We start from the raw sequence: 17,105 nt of genomic DNA, 5'->3' as shown, positions 1-17,105 counted from the left end.
CAGACAAATGACCAAGACTATCCTTAATTTCTCAACTGCTTCAGGACACCAAGTTTTAGCAGCAGCAGGTAAAAAATATCTGCGTCCCGGTGGACGTATAGCCACAGAAAAATTATGCCAATGGGCTAATTTTCAGCCAGGTGAGACAGTTTTAGAATTAGCTTCTAGCTTTGGTTATAGTGCTATTTCTCTGGTTCAACGCTACCATGTAAAGGTAGTAGGAATAGAAAAAAACCCCGAAAGTGTAGCTAGTGCGCGTGCTAATATCCGTGCTGCTGGCTTAGAAAATGAAATTGAAATTATTGAAGGTGATATTTTCCACCTGGATAAAATACCAGGAAAGTTTAATTACGTTTTCGCGGAAGCAATTCTAACAATGCAGTCCCCACCGGGGAAAGCCAAGCTGTTAACAGAAATTCACAACAAACTAAAACCGGGAGGTAAATTTCTCTCCCATGAATTATTAGCTAATGACAAAGAAGCAGAAATTCATGCAGAATTAGCGCAGGTAATTAAAGTTAATTCTACACCTCTTTCAACAACTAACTGGATTCAGGTTTTTACTCAAGCAGGGTTACAAGTACGGAAACATGAAATCGGTGCTATGAGTTTACTGAATTTGTGGCAAATGTTGCAAGATGAAGGCATTTTCAAAACTATGCAGATTTTTTGGAATATTTTAACGAAGCCAAATATCAGAAAACGGGTTTTAGAAATGCGCCATGTTTTCCAGAAATATCAGCAAGAACTAGGCTACATAATTCTCTGTGCTGTTGCTGAATAATATTTAGACACTTTGGAAGTTTGGACTTTTTATGATTACTACTGTTACCCAATTACAAGAACAGATTGAATATCCCAGTTCGGGAGTTTTAAGCAAGGTGTTAGTCAAAGATACAGCTTGTCAATATACCCTCTTTTGTTTAGCGGCTAACACTGAAATTTCTGAACATACCTCTACACGCAATGCTACTGTCAATGTTTTGGAAGGTAGAGGGTTACTAACTTTATCAGGGGAAGAAATTAAATTAGAACCCGGAGTTTTTGTTTTTATGCCTGCTAATGCACCTCATGCTTTACAGGCTGCATCTAATCTATCATTTCTGCTGACACTTTCTGAAAAAGCAGCAGATATTAATTAATTATTTTTGGAGATTCGCAAAATGTCATCACTAATTTCAACCTTCACCCAAAATTTAGCTTTTTCTGAACCGGAAATAGAAGTAATACTTTCGACACCGTTAAATGCGGTGCTAAATTCACCGGAATTAAAACAAGAATTAGACAGTTTAGATGTTAACTTGCTTAGAGAAACTTTACCCACCGCAGGACAGGTATTAGCTGAAAATTTACCGCCTTTTTATAATTGGCTAAAAAATGAGTTAGGAGTTAAGCGTGTTCCTGATAGCCCAGATCATACGACAAAATGGGTAATTAACTTTCTCCATAATCAAGAAAGTATCAATCACCTTGTTGAGTTACATCGTCCAGTTCCACACGCTGCTTTAGAACAGGCTGTTCCTCATTTGGTTGGTTTATTTGATGGTGTGGAAGATGTTGAAGTACGTAAGGAATGGGAAAAAGCTGTTGCTGCGCTTTGTTTGGTTTTAGTTGTTGATGCCCGTGAACAAGAAAAACTTGCGAAGGTGTGTTGATTGTTGTGGTGGAAAATGTCCACCCAGCCCTTTTAAGGTGACTCGAAAAATCTTTTTTTTCCTCTCTACGCGATTTGTATCTCTGTGGTTGAAAAGTCATTTATCTAACCGCAGAGGCGCAGAGAACGCAGAGGTATGAGGTGAAAGAGGGATTTTTTCTAACATTTTTAACTACTTTGAAAGGGCTATTAATGCCCATTTTACTCGATGTTTCCATCTGCAATATCGTCTAATTTGTGAATATCAATTATTGTAATTTCTCCACCTCGATGATAGGATATTATGGAGTTGATACTTTTGATTAATCGCACACATTCTTCATAGGTGATGCCAATACTCCGCGCCATGCGATAATAAGATAATTTTTCTTTTAATTTTTCACCTTTTGGTGTTGTTTGGGTTCCTGATGTAGTTGCAAAATATTGAATTAATCTGGCTAGTCGAATAATTGCCCTTTCGGAAACTAAGCCGTGAACTGTTTCATGTAATTGCTGAATGCGATTATTGAAAACGACTAACATTCGCAAAGCAATATCAGGCTTTTGTTGAATTGCTGTTAATAAAGCATTTCGTTCGACGGTGAGAATTTCACAATCAGTTTCAGCGGTTACAGTGGCTGGAGAAATGCCATTACCTAATAATGCTGGTGCGGCGAAAATTTCCCCAGTTCCTAAGTTGCGAAGTATTGTTTCTTTACCTGTGGTTGCTGTTTTGCTAACTTTAATTACTCCACTGGCAACAGCATATAATTTAGTGGGTAAAGAATCGCCTTCATGAAAAATTATCTCGCTTTTTCCATAACTTTGCACCAAGGTATAAGGTTGCAGACTGATTCTATCTGCTATTTCTAAGTCTGCAAGTACTTTAATTTGGGCAATTTGTGCTAAGGAAGCTGGCATTATAGGGCAAATACGGGACGATACTGAATCCAAGGGTTAGCTGTTTCTAATTGCGCTGCGAGACTAATTAGAGTAGATTCAGCGGCAGGTTTACCGATTAATTGTACACTTATGGGTAAGTTATTGCTATCAAAACCGACAGGAATTGCGATCGCAGGTAATCCAGTGGCATTGGCTACAGGACAAGGTGCAACCCAGTTAACAATATTTTCAAATGTCTGTTCTGGGTTCAAATTTGCCCATTCACCTACACGAATCGGTGAGTGCAGATAAACTGGTAAAACCAATATATCTACAGTATCAAAAAACGCGACTATTTGCCGTGAAACTACTTGCATGACGGCAAGTGATTGTAAATATTCACCCACAGAACCGCTTCTAGCTAATAACCAACGATTTACGGGTTGTAAAGCTTCTGCGGGAATTCCTGAAGCCGCTATTCCAGATTGCCAGACTATTTGAAATGGTTGTACTAAACCGCTGAAATCTGGACATTTTTCTTCTATTTGATGTCCAAATTGTTCTAGTAATTGAACTGTTTTCAAAACCCCTTGTTTACAGTTATCATCAGCTTCTCCAAAGGGACGAAGACTGGCACTAAAAGCAATTTTTAAAGTACTGGTTTTTGTTTGAGTTGCAGCGAGAAATGAGGGTTCTGGATCTGGCAACCAATAAGGATCACCGATAAAATAGCCAGATATTACATCTAGCATAGCGGCTGCATCGGCTACTGTGCGGGCTATAGGGCCATTTACGGCTATTCCTCCCAAGCGATCGCCTACAGGTGCTTGTGTCACTCTTCCCCGTGCTGGTTTGATGCCTACTACACCACAACAAGCCGCAGGGCCACGAATTGAACCACCACCATCAGAACCTTGTGCGATCGCACTTAATCCCGCTGCGACTGAAGAAGCTGCACCACCACTAGAACCACCAGGGGTATACTCCAAATTCCAAGGGTTTCTAGCTGCGGGAAATCCCGTAGGTTCACTGTAAGGAAAAGAACCTAATTCTGAGGTTGCAGTTTTACCAAGAATCGTAAACCCAGCTTGTTTAATTTTGATCACTACGCCATCATCGTGGTTAGCGATCTTATTCTTTAAAGCCGGATTTCCGTAACTACAGGGAACACCAACTACAGCATTGAGGTCTTTAATAGAAATCGGTACACCGAAAAATGGCGGTAGTTCTGAGGTGGTTGTGAGTAATTCTGTTTTCGCTTTAGCATCAGCAATAGCTAAATCTGCCGTTACCGTAAAATAACTTCCCAATTGGGGATTTAAGCGAGAAATCCGTTCTAAATATATTTCTACCAACTCCAGGGGTGAAACTTCCCGATGACGGATTAATTGCGCTAAATCTAAAGCCGGTGTAAACGCTAAATCAATTTCATTCATTGTTGTTTTTTAAACTGTAATTTTCATACATCTATCAAAATTTATACATTCTGGCTATTTCAAAATTAGGCATTGCTGAACTGAAGTATGAAATTGAAAAATCAATGATTTCAAACTCTTACTCTCTGCGACTCTGCGCCTCTGCGTGAAACAAAATCATACTCTTAATCAGCAACGCCCAAAATTATAAACATTAAAATTTTAATCGTACTTCTACTTTTTAGCAAGTTATCATTTAGAGATGCTTGTATCTAGAGACACAAACTTGATCCAATATTTATTGAAAATAAAATAAAAATGCGATCGCTACACTAATCATAGGTATCGCATTTTCCATTAATTCAAATTGCCAACATTAAACCAGTGATCTATCTGTCAAAATCTCATAACCACTATCTGTAACTAACACCGTATGCTCAAATTGAGCAGATAGCGCATTATCAACAGTTACAGCCGTCCATCTATCAGATAAAATCCGGGTAAATCTAGAACCAGCATTCAAAATTGGTTCAATAGCCAAAGTCATCCCTGATCGCAATTTCACATTAGGAATATCACGAGTTCTGTAATTAAATACCGCAGGTTCTTCATGTAAATTTCGACCTACACCATGTCCAGTAAACTCTTCCACTACACAAAAGCCATTAGCTTTTACATGGTCTTCAATAGCACCTGCAATTTCAGTTAGATGTACACCAGCTTTTACCTGTTCAATACCTTTAAATAAAGCTTCTTCCGCGACGAGAATTAGTTTAGCAGCGGCTGGAGTCACTTCACCTACAGCAATTGTAATACAGGAATCCCCGTGAAACCCCTGGTAATAAGCACCTGTATCTACTTTTAATACATCTCCAGTGCGAATCACTTTTTTATGACTGGGAATGCCATGCACAACCTCATTGTTAATACTAGAGCAAATTGAAGCCGGAAAGCCGTGATAACCTTTAAAACTAGGAGTTGCACCCATTTCCCGGATGCGTTTTTCCGCATGAGCATCCAAATCAGCCGTAGTCATTCCTGGCTGGACTAGCTCAGAAATTTCTTTGAGTACAGTTGCCACAATTTTAGCTGATTGCCGCATAATTTCAACTTCACGCGGCGATTTAATTTCAATACCTCGGCGTTGTTTTTTTTCGGGTTTTGGCAGGGTTGGTTGAGAAAGCAAGTTACTGAAAATGTTCATGGGAAAATTAATAATTGCTGGTGCTTGACTACCTAAGTGTTAATTAGTTGTCTAGCTTAGTTGAGAAAAATATCTATACCTAACTTAACTTATTTTGCGTCTCTGGATAAGTAGGCGTGATTGAGGATTGAGAAGAAGTTAAAGGTTAATCAACAGATATTGTTTTCATTCCTAGTGAGTTGGATATCACACAGTTGGATTACTCCAAACCAATAAGTTTTTTAAATATGGATTTTATGAAAATTGTGCAGTATGAGTTTTTTGGCAATAACTTACCTGTATTCTCAATATTATTGACAACAATATCAATAATTTGACGAATTTAGGTTTTTTCAGCAATTGATATTGACCTATACATTTTTTCTGGTATTATACCTGTATACTCAAAAAGCATTCCTGTAATAAATTTTTTCAGAAAGGCTGTTTGTCTGCTCAATTCAGAATCAATATTTACAGGATAAACAGGATTTGTAAATCCTAGAAAATCCTGATTTAGACAGTTATTAATTAACCACAATTTCTCCAATCATCCCTGCTTCGGTGTGTCCAGCAATGGTACAGCGTAAACCATATTTTCCCGGTTTGAGAGGAACAAATACCCATTCTGCTTTTGCATCAGGTTTTAGTTCTAATTCGTGGATAGCACCTTTAATTTCTACATTACCAGCTTCGACTTTTTGTGTCCAAATCGCATCAGCAAAGTCTTTACTCGTAAAATAATGCTTCTCAGGGCTAGGATTATTCAAGTAGAGGTTGTAGCGGTTACCAGCCTGTAATTCTAGATGATTTGGCTCAAACTTGAGTTCACCAGCGGCATTACCCAAACTGACTCTAATTTCTGTAGCTGGTTGTTTGAGTATATCACCAGATAAATTTGCTGCTCTTGCTGGAGTTACACCTATGAAGCTAAGACAAACTAGGAATGTCAATAAACAAAAGACTGGATATAGATGTTTGGAAATTTTTGTCAGTAAACTACTCATTTCTCACCTTGTCTATCAGTAACACCTATTACCATTATCCATTATCTGAGCATATTTCTTATCACCAGTCCCCAATCATATCAAGTTCGGAAATTAGTTGTAATAAAACTAGTTTATTTGATAATTGCTTTTCCCAATTACCCATTACCAGTTCAAACAGATATGACAAGTATTCAAATGAACATTATCTATATTTTGCCATTATTGCCGGGCCAGCTGTGACAACGACAATGTTATCAGGATTGAGTAACTCACGCGCTGCTTGATTAACTTCAGTAAGATTGACTTTCTGGATTTTTTGGACAAAAGAACGCAATTCTATCTCATCTAGTCCATAAACCTCATTCATCAAAATTCTATCTGTTAATTCCTCTGGTTTTGCTAGGGAAATATTATAGTTACTAATCAGGGTGCGTTGGGCAGTTTCTACTTCTAGTTTGGTTACACCTTGCTGATGCAGTTGTTTTAATAGTTGACGGGTTCTTGCGATCGCTTTATAAGTATATTCTGGACTGGTTTGCATTTCAATCAAAAACGTACCAATGTTCCTTCCCGCTTGGAAGTTGCTATAAATCCCGTAAGTTAAACCCAAGCGATCGCGCACTTCTGCTCCCAGTCTACTAGATAATGTATCCCCTCCCAAAATTTGGTTTAACACTAAAGCTTGATAAAAGCGAGGATCTTGGCGTTTAATACCTGTATAACCCATATAAGTCACAGCTTGGGATTTACCAGGCAGAACAGAATTAAGATTTACCCCCTTATCTGTCATCACTACTGTAGGATATTTTAATATTGGTGGTTTTCCTTTAACTTGCCAATCACCCATTTGAGTTTCTAAAAGCGATCGCACTTTCTCAAAATCAAAATCACCCACCAATGTTAATACTGTAGTATCTGGACGATAATGTTTTTGCTTAAAAGCAATCACATCACCTCTATTAATATTTTGTATACTTTCTTGTGTCGGAAAATTATGCAAAGGATGATTATACGGATAAATAGATTGAATTAATTTCCTATTAGCAACCTCGTCAGCATCATTCAAATCTGCATTTAAACCATTTAAAGCTTGTTGACGACTTAGCTCTAACTCGTTGACAGGAAAAGTACTATTTTTGACAACATCCGTCATCGTCTCCAGCAAAACAGGCAAATCTTCCCTTAAACTCTTACCCTGAATCCGCACACCCTCACGCTGCGCTGTAAAATTCAAACTCGCACCCCGTACCTCTAAAGTTTTAGCAATAGTCAGTGTATCCTTGGTTGTAGTCCCATTCATCAAATTATCTGCCACCAAAGAAGCTAATCCCGCTTTATCATCTGCATCAAATTCCTTACCAGCTTTGATATAACCACTCAAACTCACTGTTGGACTACTTTGATCAGGTAAGAGTAACACCCGCAAACCATTGGTCAATGTCACCTTTTGTGGTAAATTTCGGTTTGAATTATTAGTAACAGCGATCGTACTTGGTAGATATTTCATCACCTCAGATGCAGCTACAGAAACCCCCGCAGAAAAATTTTCTGAAGTTGCTGTTGAGGATGATTGAGTATCCCTATTCACATCTTTTTGGCTCGGTTCAAAAAAACCAACTACCTGCGCTTCTGGTTTGAGATATTTATTGATTACAGATATAATATCATTCGGCTTTACCTGGCGGACATTTTCTAAATACCGTTCTGTATAGCAATAATCACCACCAACTAGCTGATCATTAGCAAACTGCATAGCTTGGCTATTGATATCACGACCATTCAAAATCACAGAAGCTACTAATTGAGTTTTTGCCCGTTCAACCTGCTCTGATGTTACGCCAGTTTTTACCAGTTTCTCTAGCGAACTCTTTAAAATCGCATTAATTTTTTGTAAATCCTGATTTGGTGCCGCAGTCACTACCAAATCATACCATCCCGACTGCCGCAAACTAGCAACATGAGCCGAAACATCAATAGCTAAACCTGATTTAACTAAAACTTCATATAAATAAGAATTTTTTCCCGATGTTAAAACATAATCCATTACCCCTAAAACTGGCACATCTGGGTGATTTAAATCTGGAAGTGGATAAATTACTTGTAAAAGCTTCTCAACACCTGGTTCTTTTAACCAAATTGGAGAGGCAGAAATTTGGGGAGTCGGAGATTTGGTGATTTGGGGAGATTTTTGACTTTGGGGAATTTTGCCAAAAATACTTTTTACTACTTCTAGGGTTGGTGCAGTTGGGAAATCTCCGACTATTACCAGTATAGCAGTATCAGGATTATAAAATTGCTGATAGTATTCTCGCAGTTGCTCAACCGTTAATTTTTCTACATCAGCTTTAGTCCCACCCGTAGCTAAACCATAAGCATGATTAGGAAACACCGACTTCATGACAGCACGCTTGAGACGGTATTTTGGACTATTTTCATAACCTTGCAACTCAGAAATTACTACCCGCTTTTCACTAATTAGTTGCTGGTTATCAATAAGCAAATTTTGCATCCTGTCTGCTTCCAGTTCTAGCAGCGCTTGGAGTTTATCACTTTCGGCTGTATTGTAATATGCAGTTTGTTCGTAACTGGTAAAAGCATTGGAATCACTACCCAAAGCGCTAAACAACTGTCCAAATTGCAGAGGACGGGTTTTTGTGCCTTTAAACATCATATGCTCTAACTGGTGAGCAATACCATTCATTCCCGGTGCATCATTAACTGAGCCAACTTTATACCACATCTGCACAGTTACAACTGGTGCATTATGTACTTCTTTAGTCAATACCGTTAAACCATTTTCTAGCACAGTCTGCATGACATTTTTTGTCAATGTCAGATTATTTGTTTTTGTGTCTACGAATATTTGCTGAGAATGTTCCCAGGTGGCACTCACTAATTTTTGGCTATCTGAAACAGTATGTTTCAAAGAAAATGTGGCAATTAGCGATAAAATGAACAGTATTAAGGGAATACGATAACGATAAAATCCAGAAATCACAAACATATATTTATTTAGCCATAAGTAAATAAGACTACATTCTTTTTACCTATACATCTTTCGTTTAATCTTTCTGGAAAATTTTCAGAACAAAGATTATGGCGATAGCTTGCGTGACGACATAGGAGTCATAGGACAAGCTGCGCTATCAGGAGTAAGGAAAAATATTCCCATTACCTGTTATCCATTACCAGTTACCCATTACCAGACTAACCAAGTTTGTCCAAAAACCGAATAAACTCTAAAGGTAAGCCATCAGCATCAGCGATGAAAGCGACTTCTAAAATGCGATCGCCTATTTGCTGTTGAGTTGGTTCTAACAGGATTTGCAGGGGTTGCAACTCACTTACCATAGCTATTCGTAATTTTAAACTTTCCAACCAACTGTGTAAATCTGGTGCAATCTCAGTTAGATCAAAGGAAAGATGATAATAGCCCACATAATGCTCATCTGCAAAAGCATCAGGGGCTGGTTTAGGCTGGGGAATTTGGATTAATTCAATACGGCTATCCAATCCTTCCAGCCAACAAGCTAGAGTATAACCTGTAGTGAAGCGATCGCCAACTGTAAATCCTAACTGCTCATAAAAAGCGATCGCTAAATGAATATTCGCAGTCCGAATAGAAGCATGATGCATAATCAGTAATGAGTGCTGAGTAACGAGTAACGAGTAATAGAAATTACTTTATTAGAGTTCTGAACCAAGTAATACTCCTCGTAAACAAGTACATGAAGACCTATGACTAAGAGTAACTAACTACTAATTATTATCATTCAGAACTTCACACTCGGTACTTGGTACTCAGTACTCGGTACTCCACGCTCGATACGCCCTACTCAAACAGTCTAAAATAAGGATAACGCACAGGCACACCAGGCTCCTTATCTAAATCAAAATTAATCACTTCCCAGCAAGGTTCCTTAGCAGGATCGGGGCCAAACTCTACTGGTAAGCCATACAAACGAGCCGGAGTAGCTTCTGGTTGTCCAGAACGCCAAGGACTACTGCGTTCCAAATATCCACTCATTAGCTCCTGATAGCGTTGGGCAATAATCACCCTTGTAGCTCTATATCCTTGAGTATATAGCTTATCTAACGCTTCGTGAATTTCAAAGCGAATCCCATCAGGATGAGTGTGTTGTCGATACCATTCACCATCCCACCTACGCCAATGACGACCAGATTGGAGATGAACCAACTCGCCTGTTTTTGGATTCGCTTCGAACGCACCATGACGCGTACACAGATAGGTATCAGTTAGCGTCAGCGCGGGAATAGACTGGCGACAGTGAGGACACTGTATTTCAGGGCCAAATATCGGGTACTGCAAGCCTGGATTCATCATGAAGTGCATACAATCATAATTTTGTCTTCACCAGCACCAGTGGGTTTGATTTTACAGCTTGGTTCACCACTTTGAGTTACTTGCTCGTCACTGCACACCAAAAGGGTTGCAACCAGAGCATTTCTCAGTAGTAGAACGCCGCAGAAACAAAGCTAAAACTCTCAGTCAAGGATATGAGCTTTTTGATTTTTAACTTTTGATTTCAGCGCCATACTACTAGTGCCTTCCTTCGCGTACAAAGCAAACGGCTGTGATATCCTGGTTGTGCAACCAGCCTCAAAGGTTGGAGTTTTTCCAGTCTTCCTGGGTACCATATCAATATTCTATCGTGTCTACTGTTTCCTACTGGACATCTCCCGATTTTTCTCAAGCTGCCTTTATCGCAACCAACGCCGTTGTTGTCGGCTCAGTCAACATCGCAGCAGGGGTAAGCATTTGGTATGGAGCAGTGGTTAGGGGGGATGTAGAACGCATTGAAATTGGCGAATGCACAAACATTCAGGATGGAGCCATCCTACATGGTGATCCTGGTTGTCCGACAATCTTAGAAGATCATGTTACCGTAGGACATCGTGCTGTGGTACATTCTGCCCACATTGAACGTGGGAGCTTAATTGGCATTGGTGCAATAATTTTAGGTGGAGTCAGAGTTGGTACAGGTAGCATCATTGGTGCTGGTGCAGTAGTCACCAAAGATATACCTCCCTTTTCTCTAGTAGTAGGCATTCCAGCTAAAGTAGCGCGTCAACTCACAGAAACCGAAGCCGCAGACCTCATCGAACACGCCGAAAAATACCACAAATTAGCCCTAGTACACGCCGGTAAAGGCACAGATATTGGTTTTAGATAGGTGAGAGAGAAGGCAGGGAGCAGAGAGCAGGGAGAGAAAATTCTTACTCAGGACTCTGTACTCGGTACTCGGTACTCAGCAACTTAATGATTCTTTACAATTAAGCTTGGAAAAATACCCCACTTCGGCTAAAAATAAAAATTGAGAGCTGTTGATAAAACTTTAATTTCTACTTAACAGAAGGATTCTAGATATGGACATGGATATGCGTGTAGTAATCGTTTTAGCACCAATCGCTATTGCTGCTGGTTGGGCAGTGTTTAACATCGGTGCAGCAGCTTTAAGACAAGTACAAAACTTCTTGAACAAAGAAGCATAATTAGGTAATGGGTAAGGGGTAATGGTTAATGGGTGATAGTTCTTTGCTCATCTCCCAGTTCCCAGTCCCCAATTCCCAATCCCCAGTCCCCGTGAATATAGATTTCTTACTCCAACCCTTTCAACACTTTGGTGTCAATCTGGGACTTTCGCGCATTGTCAAGTTATTAGACAATCTCGGTAATCCTCATCACCAAGTCCCTATAATTCATATTGCTGGCACTAATGGTAAAGGTTCTGTTTGTGCCTATCTTTCCTCTGTACTTACTGAAGCTGGTTATCGGACAGGACGCTACACTTCACCCCATTTAGTAGATTGGACTGAACGCATTTGTATAAATGAACAGCCAATTGATACAGATGATTTTTGTCAATTAATTCTAGAAGTCAAAGCTGCTATTGACTCTGAAGAAGAATCACCAACTCATTTTGAAGTAATTACCGCAGCCGCTTGGTTATATTTTGCACGACAAAAAGTTGATATAGCTGTGATAGAAGTGGGACTAGGAGGGCGTTTGGATGCAACTAACGTCTGTTCTCAGCCTTTGGTGACAATAATTACTTCTATCAGTAGGGAACACTGGCAGCAATTAGGCCCCACTGTTGCTGATATTGCCAGAGAAAAAGCAGGTATCATTAAACCTGGATGTCCTGTAGTGGTTGCTCCATTGCCACCAGATGCTGAAAAAGTGGTGCGAACGCTCGCCATAGAGTTACAATGCCCTGTAATCACGCCTCAACCTGGATTTCCCCTAGCTACAGATTGGGCAGAATATCAAAAAATTCAAACTCCAGAACTAATAAAATATCCCTTACCCCTAAAAGGACAAATTCAATTAACTAATTCAGCTTTGGCTTTAGCCGCTTTGGAAATTTTGCAACAAAAAGGGTGGCAAATTTCGGAAACAGCCATAGTCAACGGAATGGGAAAAACTAAATGGCCAGGCCGAATGCAATGGATAACCTGGAAAAACGATCATCAAAATTATCAACTATTAATTGATGGCGCACATAACCCAGCCGCAGCAGAGGTTTTACGCAATTATGTAGATACTTTTGATGTCAAAAACATAACCTGGGTTATGGGAATGTTAGCGACTAAAGATCATGCTGATATTTTCCAAGAACTACTCAAAAGAGGAGATAAATTATATTTAGTGCCAGTCCCAGATAGTAATTCAGCAAATCTTGACAACTTAACAAATTTAGCTCATGAAATTTGCCCAGAATTAAGTTATTGCAGCACCTATCCAGATGTATTCTCGGCGCTAGATGCTGCTTTTACCTCTACAGATAACTTAGTAGTTCTATGCGGTTCCCTCTATCTCATCGGTCATTTTCTAGGTAATTCATAATTACGAATTACGAATTACCGATTATCCCACTGTTGCGCCGCATCTTCTACAGCTTGATCCACTGTTTTTTCCCCTAACATCGCCGCTTGTAAATTTTCGTAAATAGTTTTTTGCAAAAATTTAAAATCTTTTATTTTCGGAGTTAACACCTCAGCTTTTGCCATCTGTTGAGCGCTGAGAAAACGCCCCTTTTCTACAGTTGAAGCATTAGCAGGAGCATCCTTAAAATAACTGTCACCCAGTGCTTTAACCGTTGATGGTAAGACATTAGCAGCTTTAGCAAATTCTAGTTGATTTTCATCATTAGTCACAAACAAGGCAAATTTAACCGCTGCATCTGGATTTTTTGTAGCGCGGGGAATAACTATATTCATAACAGCTACATTTTTTTTGCCTGTATCTCCTGTAATTTGTGGTGCGATCGCAGAAGCTTGAGCAATTTTTGGTGCATTATTAGATATCGTCTTCAGAAACTCAGGTCCAGAAGCTAACAGTGCTGTTTCTCCAGATTGGTATAAATCAACAGCATGACGATGTCCTTGTGTCAATGACTCTTTAGGTAGTAATCCTTTTTTATATAAATCTACCCAATATTGAAAAGCAGCTTTTCCTTGTGGGGTATTAAAACCTGCTTTACCCTCAGCATTTACTAAAGTGACTCCCATTTGGACAAATGATTCCAACACTTCACCAGAATCTTGGGGTACAAAAGTTGCAAAAAATGCGTATTTACCCGTTTTATCTTTAATTTGTTGCGCCGCTTGCCCTAATTCTGCATAAGTTGCCGGAGCTTTGTTGATACCTGCTTGTTTTAATAAATCAGTGTTATAAATAGTTAACCTTGTGGTGAGATACCAAGGAATCCCAAAACTCTTGCCATTGAGGGTACTAGCTTGCCAAATATTAGGCAAATAGGAGGAACGAACTTCACTTGACACTTTGGCATCCAAATCTAACCAGGCATTTCGTCCTGCAAGTTGGGAAGCAAAATCTGGATTAAGGTTGACAACATCAGGTGGCGTTTTTGCGGAGACAGCTGTTAAAATCTTGTTCTCCATCGCCGACCAAGGTACATCCACCCATTTTACTTTGATACTAGGGTTTTGCGATTCAAAGCTCGAAATTAGGTTTTGAAAGTAGTCTGTAAATTGTGGTTGGAGTTGCATCGTCCAAAACTCAATGGTTGCTGCTTCTGAAGCAACTGGTTTTGTACTTGAGCTAAAGTTACCTGTGCTGCAACTTACAACCCAACTGGTAAGTAAGCCCAGCAGCGCCCAAACAGTCAGTTGTTTGAATTTTCGTGATTGAATCATCGTGGTAATATTTTTACGTTTGAAAGGTGTGCAAAACTTATGCAGAAATGTCGAGATTATAGGCTATATAGATTACTTGGTACTAAGTTTGCTTGGAACCAGATTTAAATTTTTCATTTAGTAGTCTAGTGGGTAAAACTGTGGTGAACGTTTTCAGTAAACTCAGTAATCTCCTTGGTAAATCTAATAAAGGAATTGGCATTGAGCTTGCACCAGAACGAATGAACATAGTTCAGTTACGTAAGCAGCGCCAAGGCTTAAAACTAGAATCCTTGACAACGATACCAGTACCAGAGGGGTTAATTAGCGACGGACAAATTAACGATTCGCCAAGGATGGCAGAACTAATCCAGCAGGCATTGGCTGAAAGCAAAATTAAAGCTTCCCGCGTTGCCACTTGTATCCCAGGAAGAGACGCTATTGTGCGTGTCATTCCCGTGCCGGCAGAGTTGGATGATAAAGAATTGCGGGAAATGGTGCTCAACCATGAAGCCGCATTGTATCTGCCCTATCCACGAGAGGAAGCTGATGTAGATTATCAGAAACTGGGGTACTTTGTAGATGAGGATGGAATTGAAAAAGTACAGGTACTTTTGGTAGCAACTCGCAAGGAAGTGACAAATACCTATATTAATACTTTTGCTGAAGCAGGATTAAAGATTGATGTTTTAGAAATTAACAGCTTTGCTCTCATTCGGACTATTCGTGATCAGTTGAGGCTATTCGGTCCCCAAGAAGCAGCAGTATTAGTTGATATTGAGTTTGATAGCACTGAAATTGCCATCATTATCAATGGCGTACCGCAATTTTCGCGTACCGTACCTATAGGTACATATCAATTGCAAGCGGCTTTATCAAGGGCAATGAATTTACCCACATCACGAGATATGGATATGTTGATGGGTATGACTATTCCCGCTAATCCTATGGATTTGGGCAGAACTGGGACTACAGGTATTAATCCTGGTATGGGTCCGATGTTGAAAGTATTGGGAGAATTATCGGATGAATTGCGCCGATCTATAGATTTTTATATCAATCAGAGTGAAGGTTTAGAAGTAGCGCAAATTCTCCTAGCGGGTACAGGAGGAGGACTCCAACAGCTAGATGAGTTTTTTACTCAACGATTAGGTTTTCCAACTACCCAAATAGATCCAATCAGAGATTTGTCTTTGGAAGTAGAAGCCGAAAAATATCCATTGGTACAACGCCCTGGTTTAGGGATAGTACTTGGTTTAGGAATGCGGGAGGCATAACAACGTGTACAGTTTAGATATTAACTTTCTTAAAGACCGATCGCCTGTTGAAATCAATACGGAAAAACCCGTCAGACAGCCAATTAATTTGGGCGATTTAATGCCCGTATATTTGGGAGTCGGTGTGGGTTTATGTTTCCCAGCTTTGGTATTTGGTGGTTTGTTGTTTTTACAAGCCAAAACAGATGAATTAACCCAGGCAATCCAAAAACTAGATCAGGAAAATAAGGAGTTAGACGGTAGAATAGCCAACATTAAGAAAGTCCAGGATGAAACTACAAATATTAAAGTGCAAACACAAGCTTTAGTGACTGTGTTTGATCAAATTCGTCCTTGGTCTGCCATGTTGCAAGATTTGCGCGATCGCATTCCCGCGAATGTGCAGATTGAAAATATCAAGCAAACTCCCGGTATTATCCAAGCACAGGATAAAACACCTAGCAATCCCGCTGGAAGCCTAGAAATTACCGGTTTTGCTCGCTCTTTTAATGATGTCAACGATTTTGTATTGAGTCTCGGACAATCTAAGTTCTTAGATGCCTCAAACAGCAAAATTAGTACAGCAGAGTTAATTAATGCACCTTCACAAACAGGTGCGATTCAACCTGAAGGTCAAGGTCAGGAGAAAATTAAACCAATTCAAGTGGTGAAGTACACCATTAAAGCTGGTCTAAGTAATGTACCAGCATCTGAATTAATTCGTGAATTAGAGCAAAAAGGCACAGTCGGACTAGTGACTAGGCTTCGTAGCATCCAAAAAACAGGAGCCATTACCAAATGACACTGAGTGATGATTTAAGTTTTTCACAACACGCTAACAATTATGATGATGCCCCATCATCCTATCCCGTTGCTTTTGGTATTACTTTCACACCACCAATTATTGGTGGAGTAGTCGGAGTCATGGGGGTTCTCGCTGCTGGTTATATGATACTGAACATGGTTATGCCTGCATGGGACACCTATCAGCAGAAACAAGCAGAAAGTAACACACTCCAAGGACAAGTTGACCAAAAGAGACTTCAAGCCAAACAAATTGACAATGTATTAGCAGATTTAGCCCAAGCCAAGGAGCAACAAATCCAAGTCTTAGCGTTATTTGCTAATGAAAAAAGTTTAGACACATTGTTGATGGATACCAATCGCTTGGTCGAGTCTAGCAATGGTCAAGGCGCTGGAAATAACGTCAGAGCCAAACTTAAAAAGTTTGTACCATCTGAAGAAAAAGCACAAATAATTACTGATAGCAGTCTTGGAGAAAAAGTCAACAATAAACTCAAAAGCAGCATTATCAAAGTTGATATTGAAGGCACTTTTGAGCAAACGCAATCAATTATGCGTAATATTGAACGTTTACAGCCTTTATTGCTAGTCAAAAACTATAACTCTAAATTAGTGCCACCAGAAGCAGAAACTGTAGATGGAAAACAGAAAATAGTTCAAACTGGCCCAGCTAAACTGGGTACTTCTTTTGAATTGGAGGCATTAATGCCATTAACAGCAGAAGAAGCCGCAGAAGCAACAGCAGAAGCAACAGCAAAAGCGGCCCCACCTAAACCCTAACCATCC

General features: G+C 39.6%; 17 protein-coding genes. 9 read left to right on the top strand and 8 right to left on the bottom strand.

The window, feature by feature from the left end:
* The first annotated feature begins 7 nt into the window (after positions 1–7).
* From ACOWPH_RS04530 to ACOWPH_RS04520, 3 genes are read left to right on the top strand one after another with little or no spacing between them, the layout of a single operon-like run.
* The gene (locus tag ACOWPH_RS04530; RefSeq protein WP_015214200.1) at positions 8–784 is read left to right on the top strand and encodes an SAM-dependent methyltransferase; all 777 of its coding nucleotides are present in this window, start codon (positions 8–10) and stop codon (positions 782–784) included.
* Positions 785–815: 31 nt separating this feature from the next.
* On the top strand, positions 816–1,142 hold the full coding sequence (locus ACOWPH_RS04525) for a cupin domain-containing protein (protein ID WP_015214199.1): 327 nt from the start codon (positions 816–818) through the stop codon (positions 1,140–1,142).
* Between the two features lie 21 nt (positions 1,143–1,163).
* Positions 1,164–1,655: a hypothetical protein gene (locus tag ACOWPH_RS04520; RefSeq protein WP_015214198.1), complete on the top strand. Its 492-nt coding sequence runs from the start codon at positions 1,164–1,166 to the stop codon at positions 1,653–1,655.
* A 200-nt stretch (positions 1,656–1,855) separates the two neighbouring features.
* Here ACOWPH_RS04520 and ACOWPH_RS04515 read toward each other — a convergent pair whose 3' ends face one another.
* The 7 genes from ACOWPH_RS04515 to ACOWPH_RS04485 all read right to left on the bottom strand — a co-directional run bounded on the left by ACOWPH_RS04515 (position 1,856) and on the right by ACOWPH_RS04485 (position 10,444).
* The gene (locus tag ACOWPH_RS04515) at positions 1,856–2,554 is read right to left on the bottom strand and encodes a Crp/Fnr family transcriptional regulator (protein WP_015214197.1); all 699 of its coding nucleotides are present in this window, start codon (positions 2,552–2,554) and stop codon (positions 1,856–1,858) included.
* Positions 2,554–3,951, bottom strand: a complete 1,398-nt coding sequence (locus ACOWPH_RS04510; RefSeq protein ID WP_015214196.1) for an amidase — start codon at positions 3,949–3,951, stop codon at positions 2,554–2,556. Before ACOWPH_RS04510 ends, ACOWPH_RS04515 begins: the two co-directional genes overlap by 1 nt.
* A gap of 355 nt (positions 3,952–4,306) precedes the next feature.
* Positions 4,307–5,134: a type I methionyl aminopeptidase gene (map, locus tag ACOWPH_RS04505; protein ID WP_015214195.1), complete on the bottom strand. Its 828-nt coding sequence runs from the start codon at positions 5,132–5,134 to the stop codon at positions 4,307–4,309.
* A 503-nt stretch (positions 5,135–5,637) separates the two neighbouring features.
* Positions 5,638–6,117, bottom strand: a complete 480-nt coding sequence (locus ACOWPH_RS04500) for a cupredoxin domain-containing protein (protein ID WP_015214194.1) — start codon at positions 6,115–6,117, stop codon at positions 5,638–5,640.
* 184 nt (positions 6,118–6,301) lie between these two features.
* Complete coding sequence (locus tag ACOWPH_RS04495) at positions 6,302–9,103, bottom strand: M16 family metallopeptidase (protein WP_015214193.1); 2,802 nt, start codon at positions 9,101–9,103, stop codon at positions 6,302–6,304.
* Between the two features lie 203 nt (positions 9,104–9,306).
* Positions 9,307–9,735: a VOC family protein gene (locus tag ACOWPH_RS04490; RefSeq protein WP_015214192.1), complete on the bottom strand. Its 429-nt coding sequence runs from the start codon at positions 9,733–9,735 to the stop codon at positions 9,307–9,309.
* A 196-nt stretch (positions 9,736–9,931) separates the two neighbouring features.
* Positions 9,932–10,444 carry a TIGR02652 family protein gene (locus ACOWPH_RS04485; RefSeq protein WP_015214191.1) on the bottom strand — a complete coding sequence of 171 codons (513 nt, stop codon included), beginning with the start codon at positions 10,442–10,444 and terminating at the stop codon, positions 9,932–9,934.
* 328 nt (positions 10,445–10,772) lie between these two features.
* Between ACOWPH_RS04485 and ACOWPH_RS04480 the strand changes: the two genes are divergently transcribed.
* The 3 genes from ACOWPH_RS04480 to ACOWPH_RS04470 all read left to right on the top strand — a co-directional run bounded on the left by ACOWPH_RS04480 (position 10,773) and on the right by ACOWPH_RS04470 (position 12,967).
* Positions 10,773–11,294 (top strand): gamma carbonic anhydrase family protein, encoded by a 522-nt coding sequence (locus ACOWPH_RS04480; RefSeq protein ID WP_015214190.1) that lies wholly within the window; start codon positions 10,773–10,775, stop codon positions 11,292–11,294.
* 193 nt (positions 11,295–11,487) lie between these two features.
* A complete protein-coding gene (locus tag ACOWPH_RS04475; protein ID WP_015214189.1) occupies positions 11,488–11,613 on the top strand; it encodes a photosystem II protein Y in 126 nt (41 codons plus the stop codon).
* 91 nt (positions 11,614–11,704) lie between these two features.
* Positions 11,705–12,967: a bifunctional folylpolyglutamate synthase/dihydrofolate synthase gene (locus ACOWPH_RS04470; protein ID WP_042465912.1), complete on the top strand. Its 1,263-nt coding sequence runs from the start codon at positions 11,705–11,707 to the stop codon at positions 12,965–12,967.
* Positions 12,968–12,981: 14 nt separating this feature from the next.
* Here the strand turns inward: ACOWPH_RS04470 and ACOWPH_RS04465 are convergent, their stop codons facing one another.
* On the bottom strand, positions 12,982–14,280 hold the full coding sequence (locus ACOWPH_RS04465) for an ABC transporter substrate-binding protein (RefSeq protein WP_015214187.1): 1,299 nt from the start codon (positions 14,278–14,280) through the stop codon (positions 12,982–12,984).
* Positions 14,281–14,420: 140 nt separating this feature from the next.
* Between ACOWPH_RS04465 and pilM the strand changes: the two genes are divergently transcribed.
* Genes pilM through ACOWPH_RS04450 form a run of 3 tightly spaced genes read left to right on the top strand, consistent with a single transcriptional unit; the run spans position 14,421 to position 17,099 of the window.
* Positions 14,421–15,536, top strand: a complete 1,116-nt coding sequence (gene pilM / locus ACOWPH_RS04460) for a type IV pilus assembly protein PilM (protein WP_042465910.1) — start codon at positions 14,421–14,423, stop codon at positions 15,534–15,536.
* A 4-nt stretch (positions 15,537–15,540) separates the two neighbouring features.
* Entirely contained in the window at positions 15,541–16,317 is a 777-nt protein-coding gene (locus ACOWPH_RS04455) for a PilN domain-containing protein (protein ID WP_015214185.1), read from the top strand.
* Positions 16,314–17,099 carry a pilus assembly protein PilO gene (locus ACOWPH_RS04450; RefSeq protein WP_015214184.1) on the top strand — a complete coding sequence of 262 codons (786 nt, stop codon included), beginning with the start codon at positions 16,314–16,316 and terminating at the stop codon, positions 17,097–17,099. Before ACOWPH_RS04455 ends, ACOWPH_RS04450 begins: the two co-directional genes overlap by 4 nt.
* Positions 17,100–17,105 lie beyond the last annotated feature (6 nt).

Source organism: Anabaena sp. PCC 7938 (assembly GCF_049315035.1).
Classification (GTDB): Bacteria; Cyanobacteriota; Cyanobacteriia; order Cyanobacteriales; family Nostocaceae; genus Anabaena; species Anabaena cylindrica.
Note: the sequence above shows the minus strand (reverse complement) of the source record. Positions and strands in the feature narration are given on the sequence as shown.

What these genes read in the sequence shown, in the direction of transcription:
- ACOWPH_RS04530 (WP_015214200.1), top strand. Translation starts at nt 8, where the DNA reads ATGACCAAGACTATCCTTAATTTCTCAACTGCTTCAGGACACCAAGTT.
- ACOWPH_RS04525 (WP_015214199.1), top strand. Translation starts at nt 816, where the DNA reads ATGATTACTACTGTTACCCAATTACAAGAACAGATTGAATATCCCAGT.
- ACOWPH_RS04520 (WP_015214198.1), top strand. Translation starts at nt 1,164, where the DNA reads ATGTCATCACTAATTTCAACCTTCACCCAAAATTTAGCTTTTTCTGAA.
- ACOWPH_RS04515 (WP_015214197.1), bottom strand. Translation starts at nt 2,554, where the DNA reads ATGCCAGCTTCCTTAGCACAAATTGCCCAAATTAAAGTACTTGCAGAC.
- ACOWPH_RS04510 (WP_015214196.1), bottom strand. Translation starts at nt 3,951, where the DNA reads ATGAATGAAATTGATTTAGCGTTTACACCGGCTTTAGATTTAGCGCAA.
- map (WP_015214195.1), bottom strand. Translation starts at nt 5,134, where the DNA reads ATGAACATTTTCAGTAACTTGCTTTCTCAACCAACCCTGCCAAAACCC.
- ACOWPH_RS04500 (WP_015214194.1), bottom strand. Translation starts at nt 6,117, where the DNA reads ATGAGTAGTTTACTGACAAAAATTTCCAAACATCTATATCCAGTCTTT.
- ACOWPH_RS04495 (WP_015214193.1), bottom strand. Translation starts at nt 9,103, where the DNA reads ATGTTTGTGATTTCTGGATTTTATCGTTATCGTATTCCCTTAATACTG.
- ACOWPH_RS04490 (WP_015214192.1), bottom strand. Translation starts at nt 9,735, where the DNA reads ATGCATCATGCTTCTATTCGGACTGCGAATATTCATTTAGCGATCGCT.
- ACOWPH_RS04485 (WP_015214191.1), bottom strand. Translation starts at nt 10,444, where the DNA reads ATGATGAATCCAGGCTTGCAGTACCCGATATTTGGCCCTGAAATACAG.
- ACOWPH_RS04475 (WP_015214189.1), top strand. Translation starts at nt 11,488, where the DNA reads ATGGACATGGATATGCGTGTAGTAATCGTTTTAGCACCAATCGCTATT.
- ACOWPH_RS04465 (WP_015214187.1), bottom strand. Translation starts at nt 14,280, where the DNA reads ATGATTCAATCACGAAAATTCAAACAACTGACTGTTTGGGCGCTGCTG.
- ACOWPH_RS04450 (WP_015214184.1), top strand. Translation starts at nt 16,314, where the DNA reads ATGACACTGAGTGATGATTTAAGTTTTTCACAACACGCTAACAATTAT.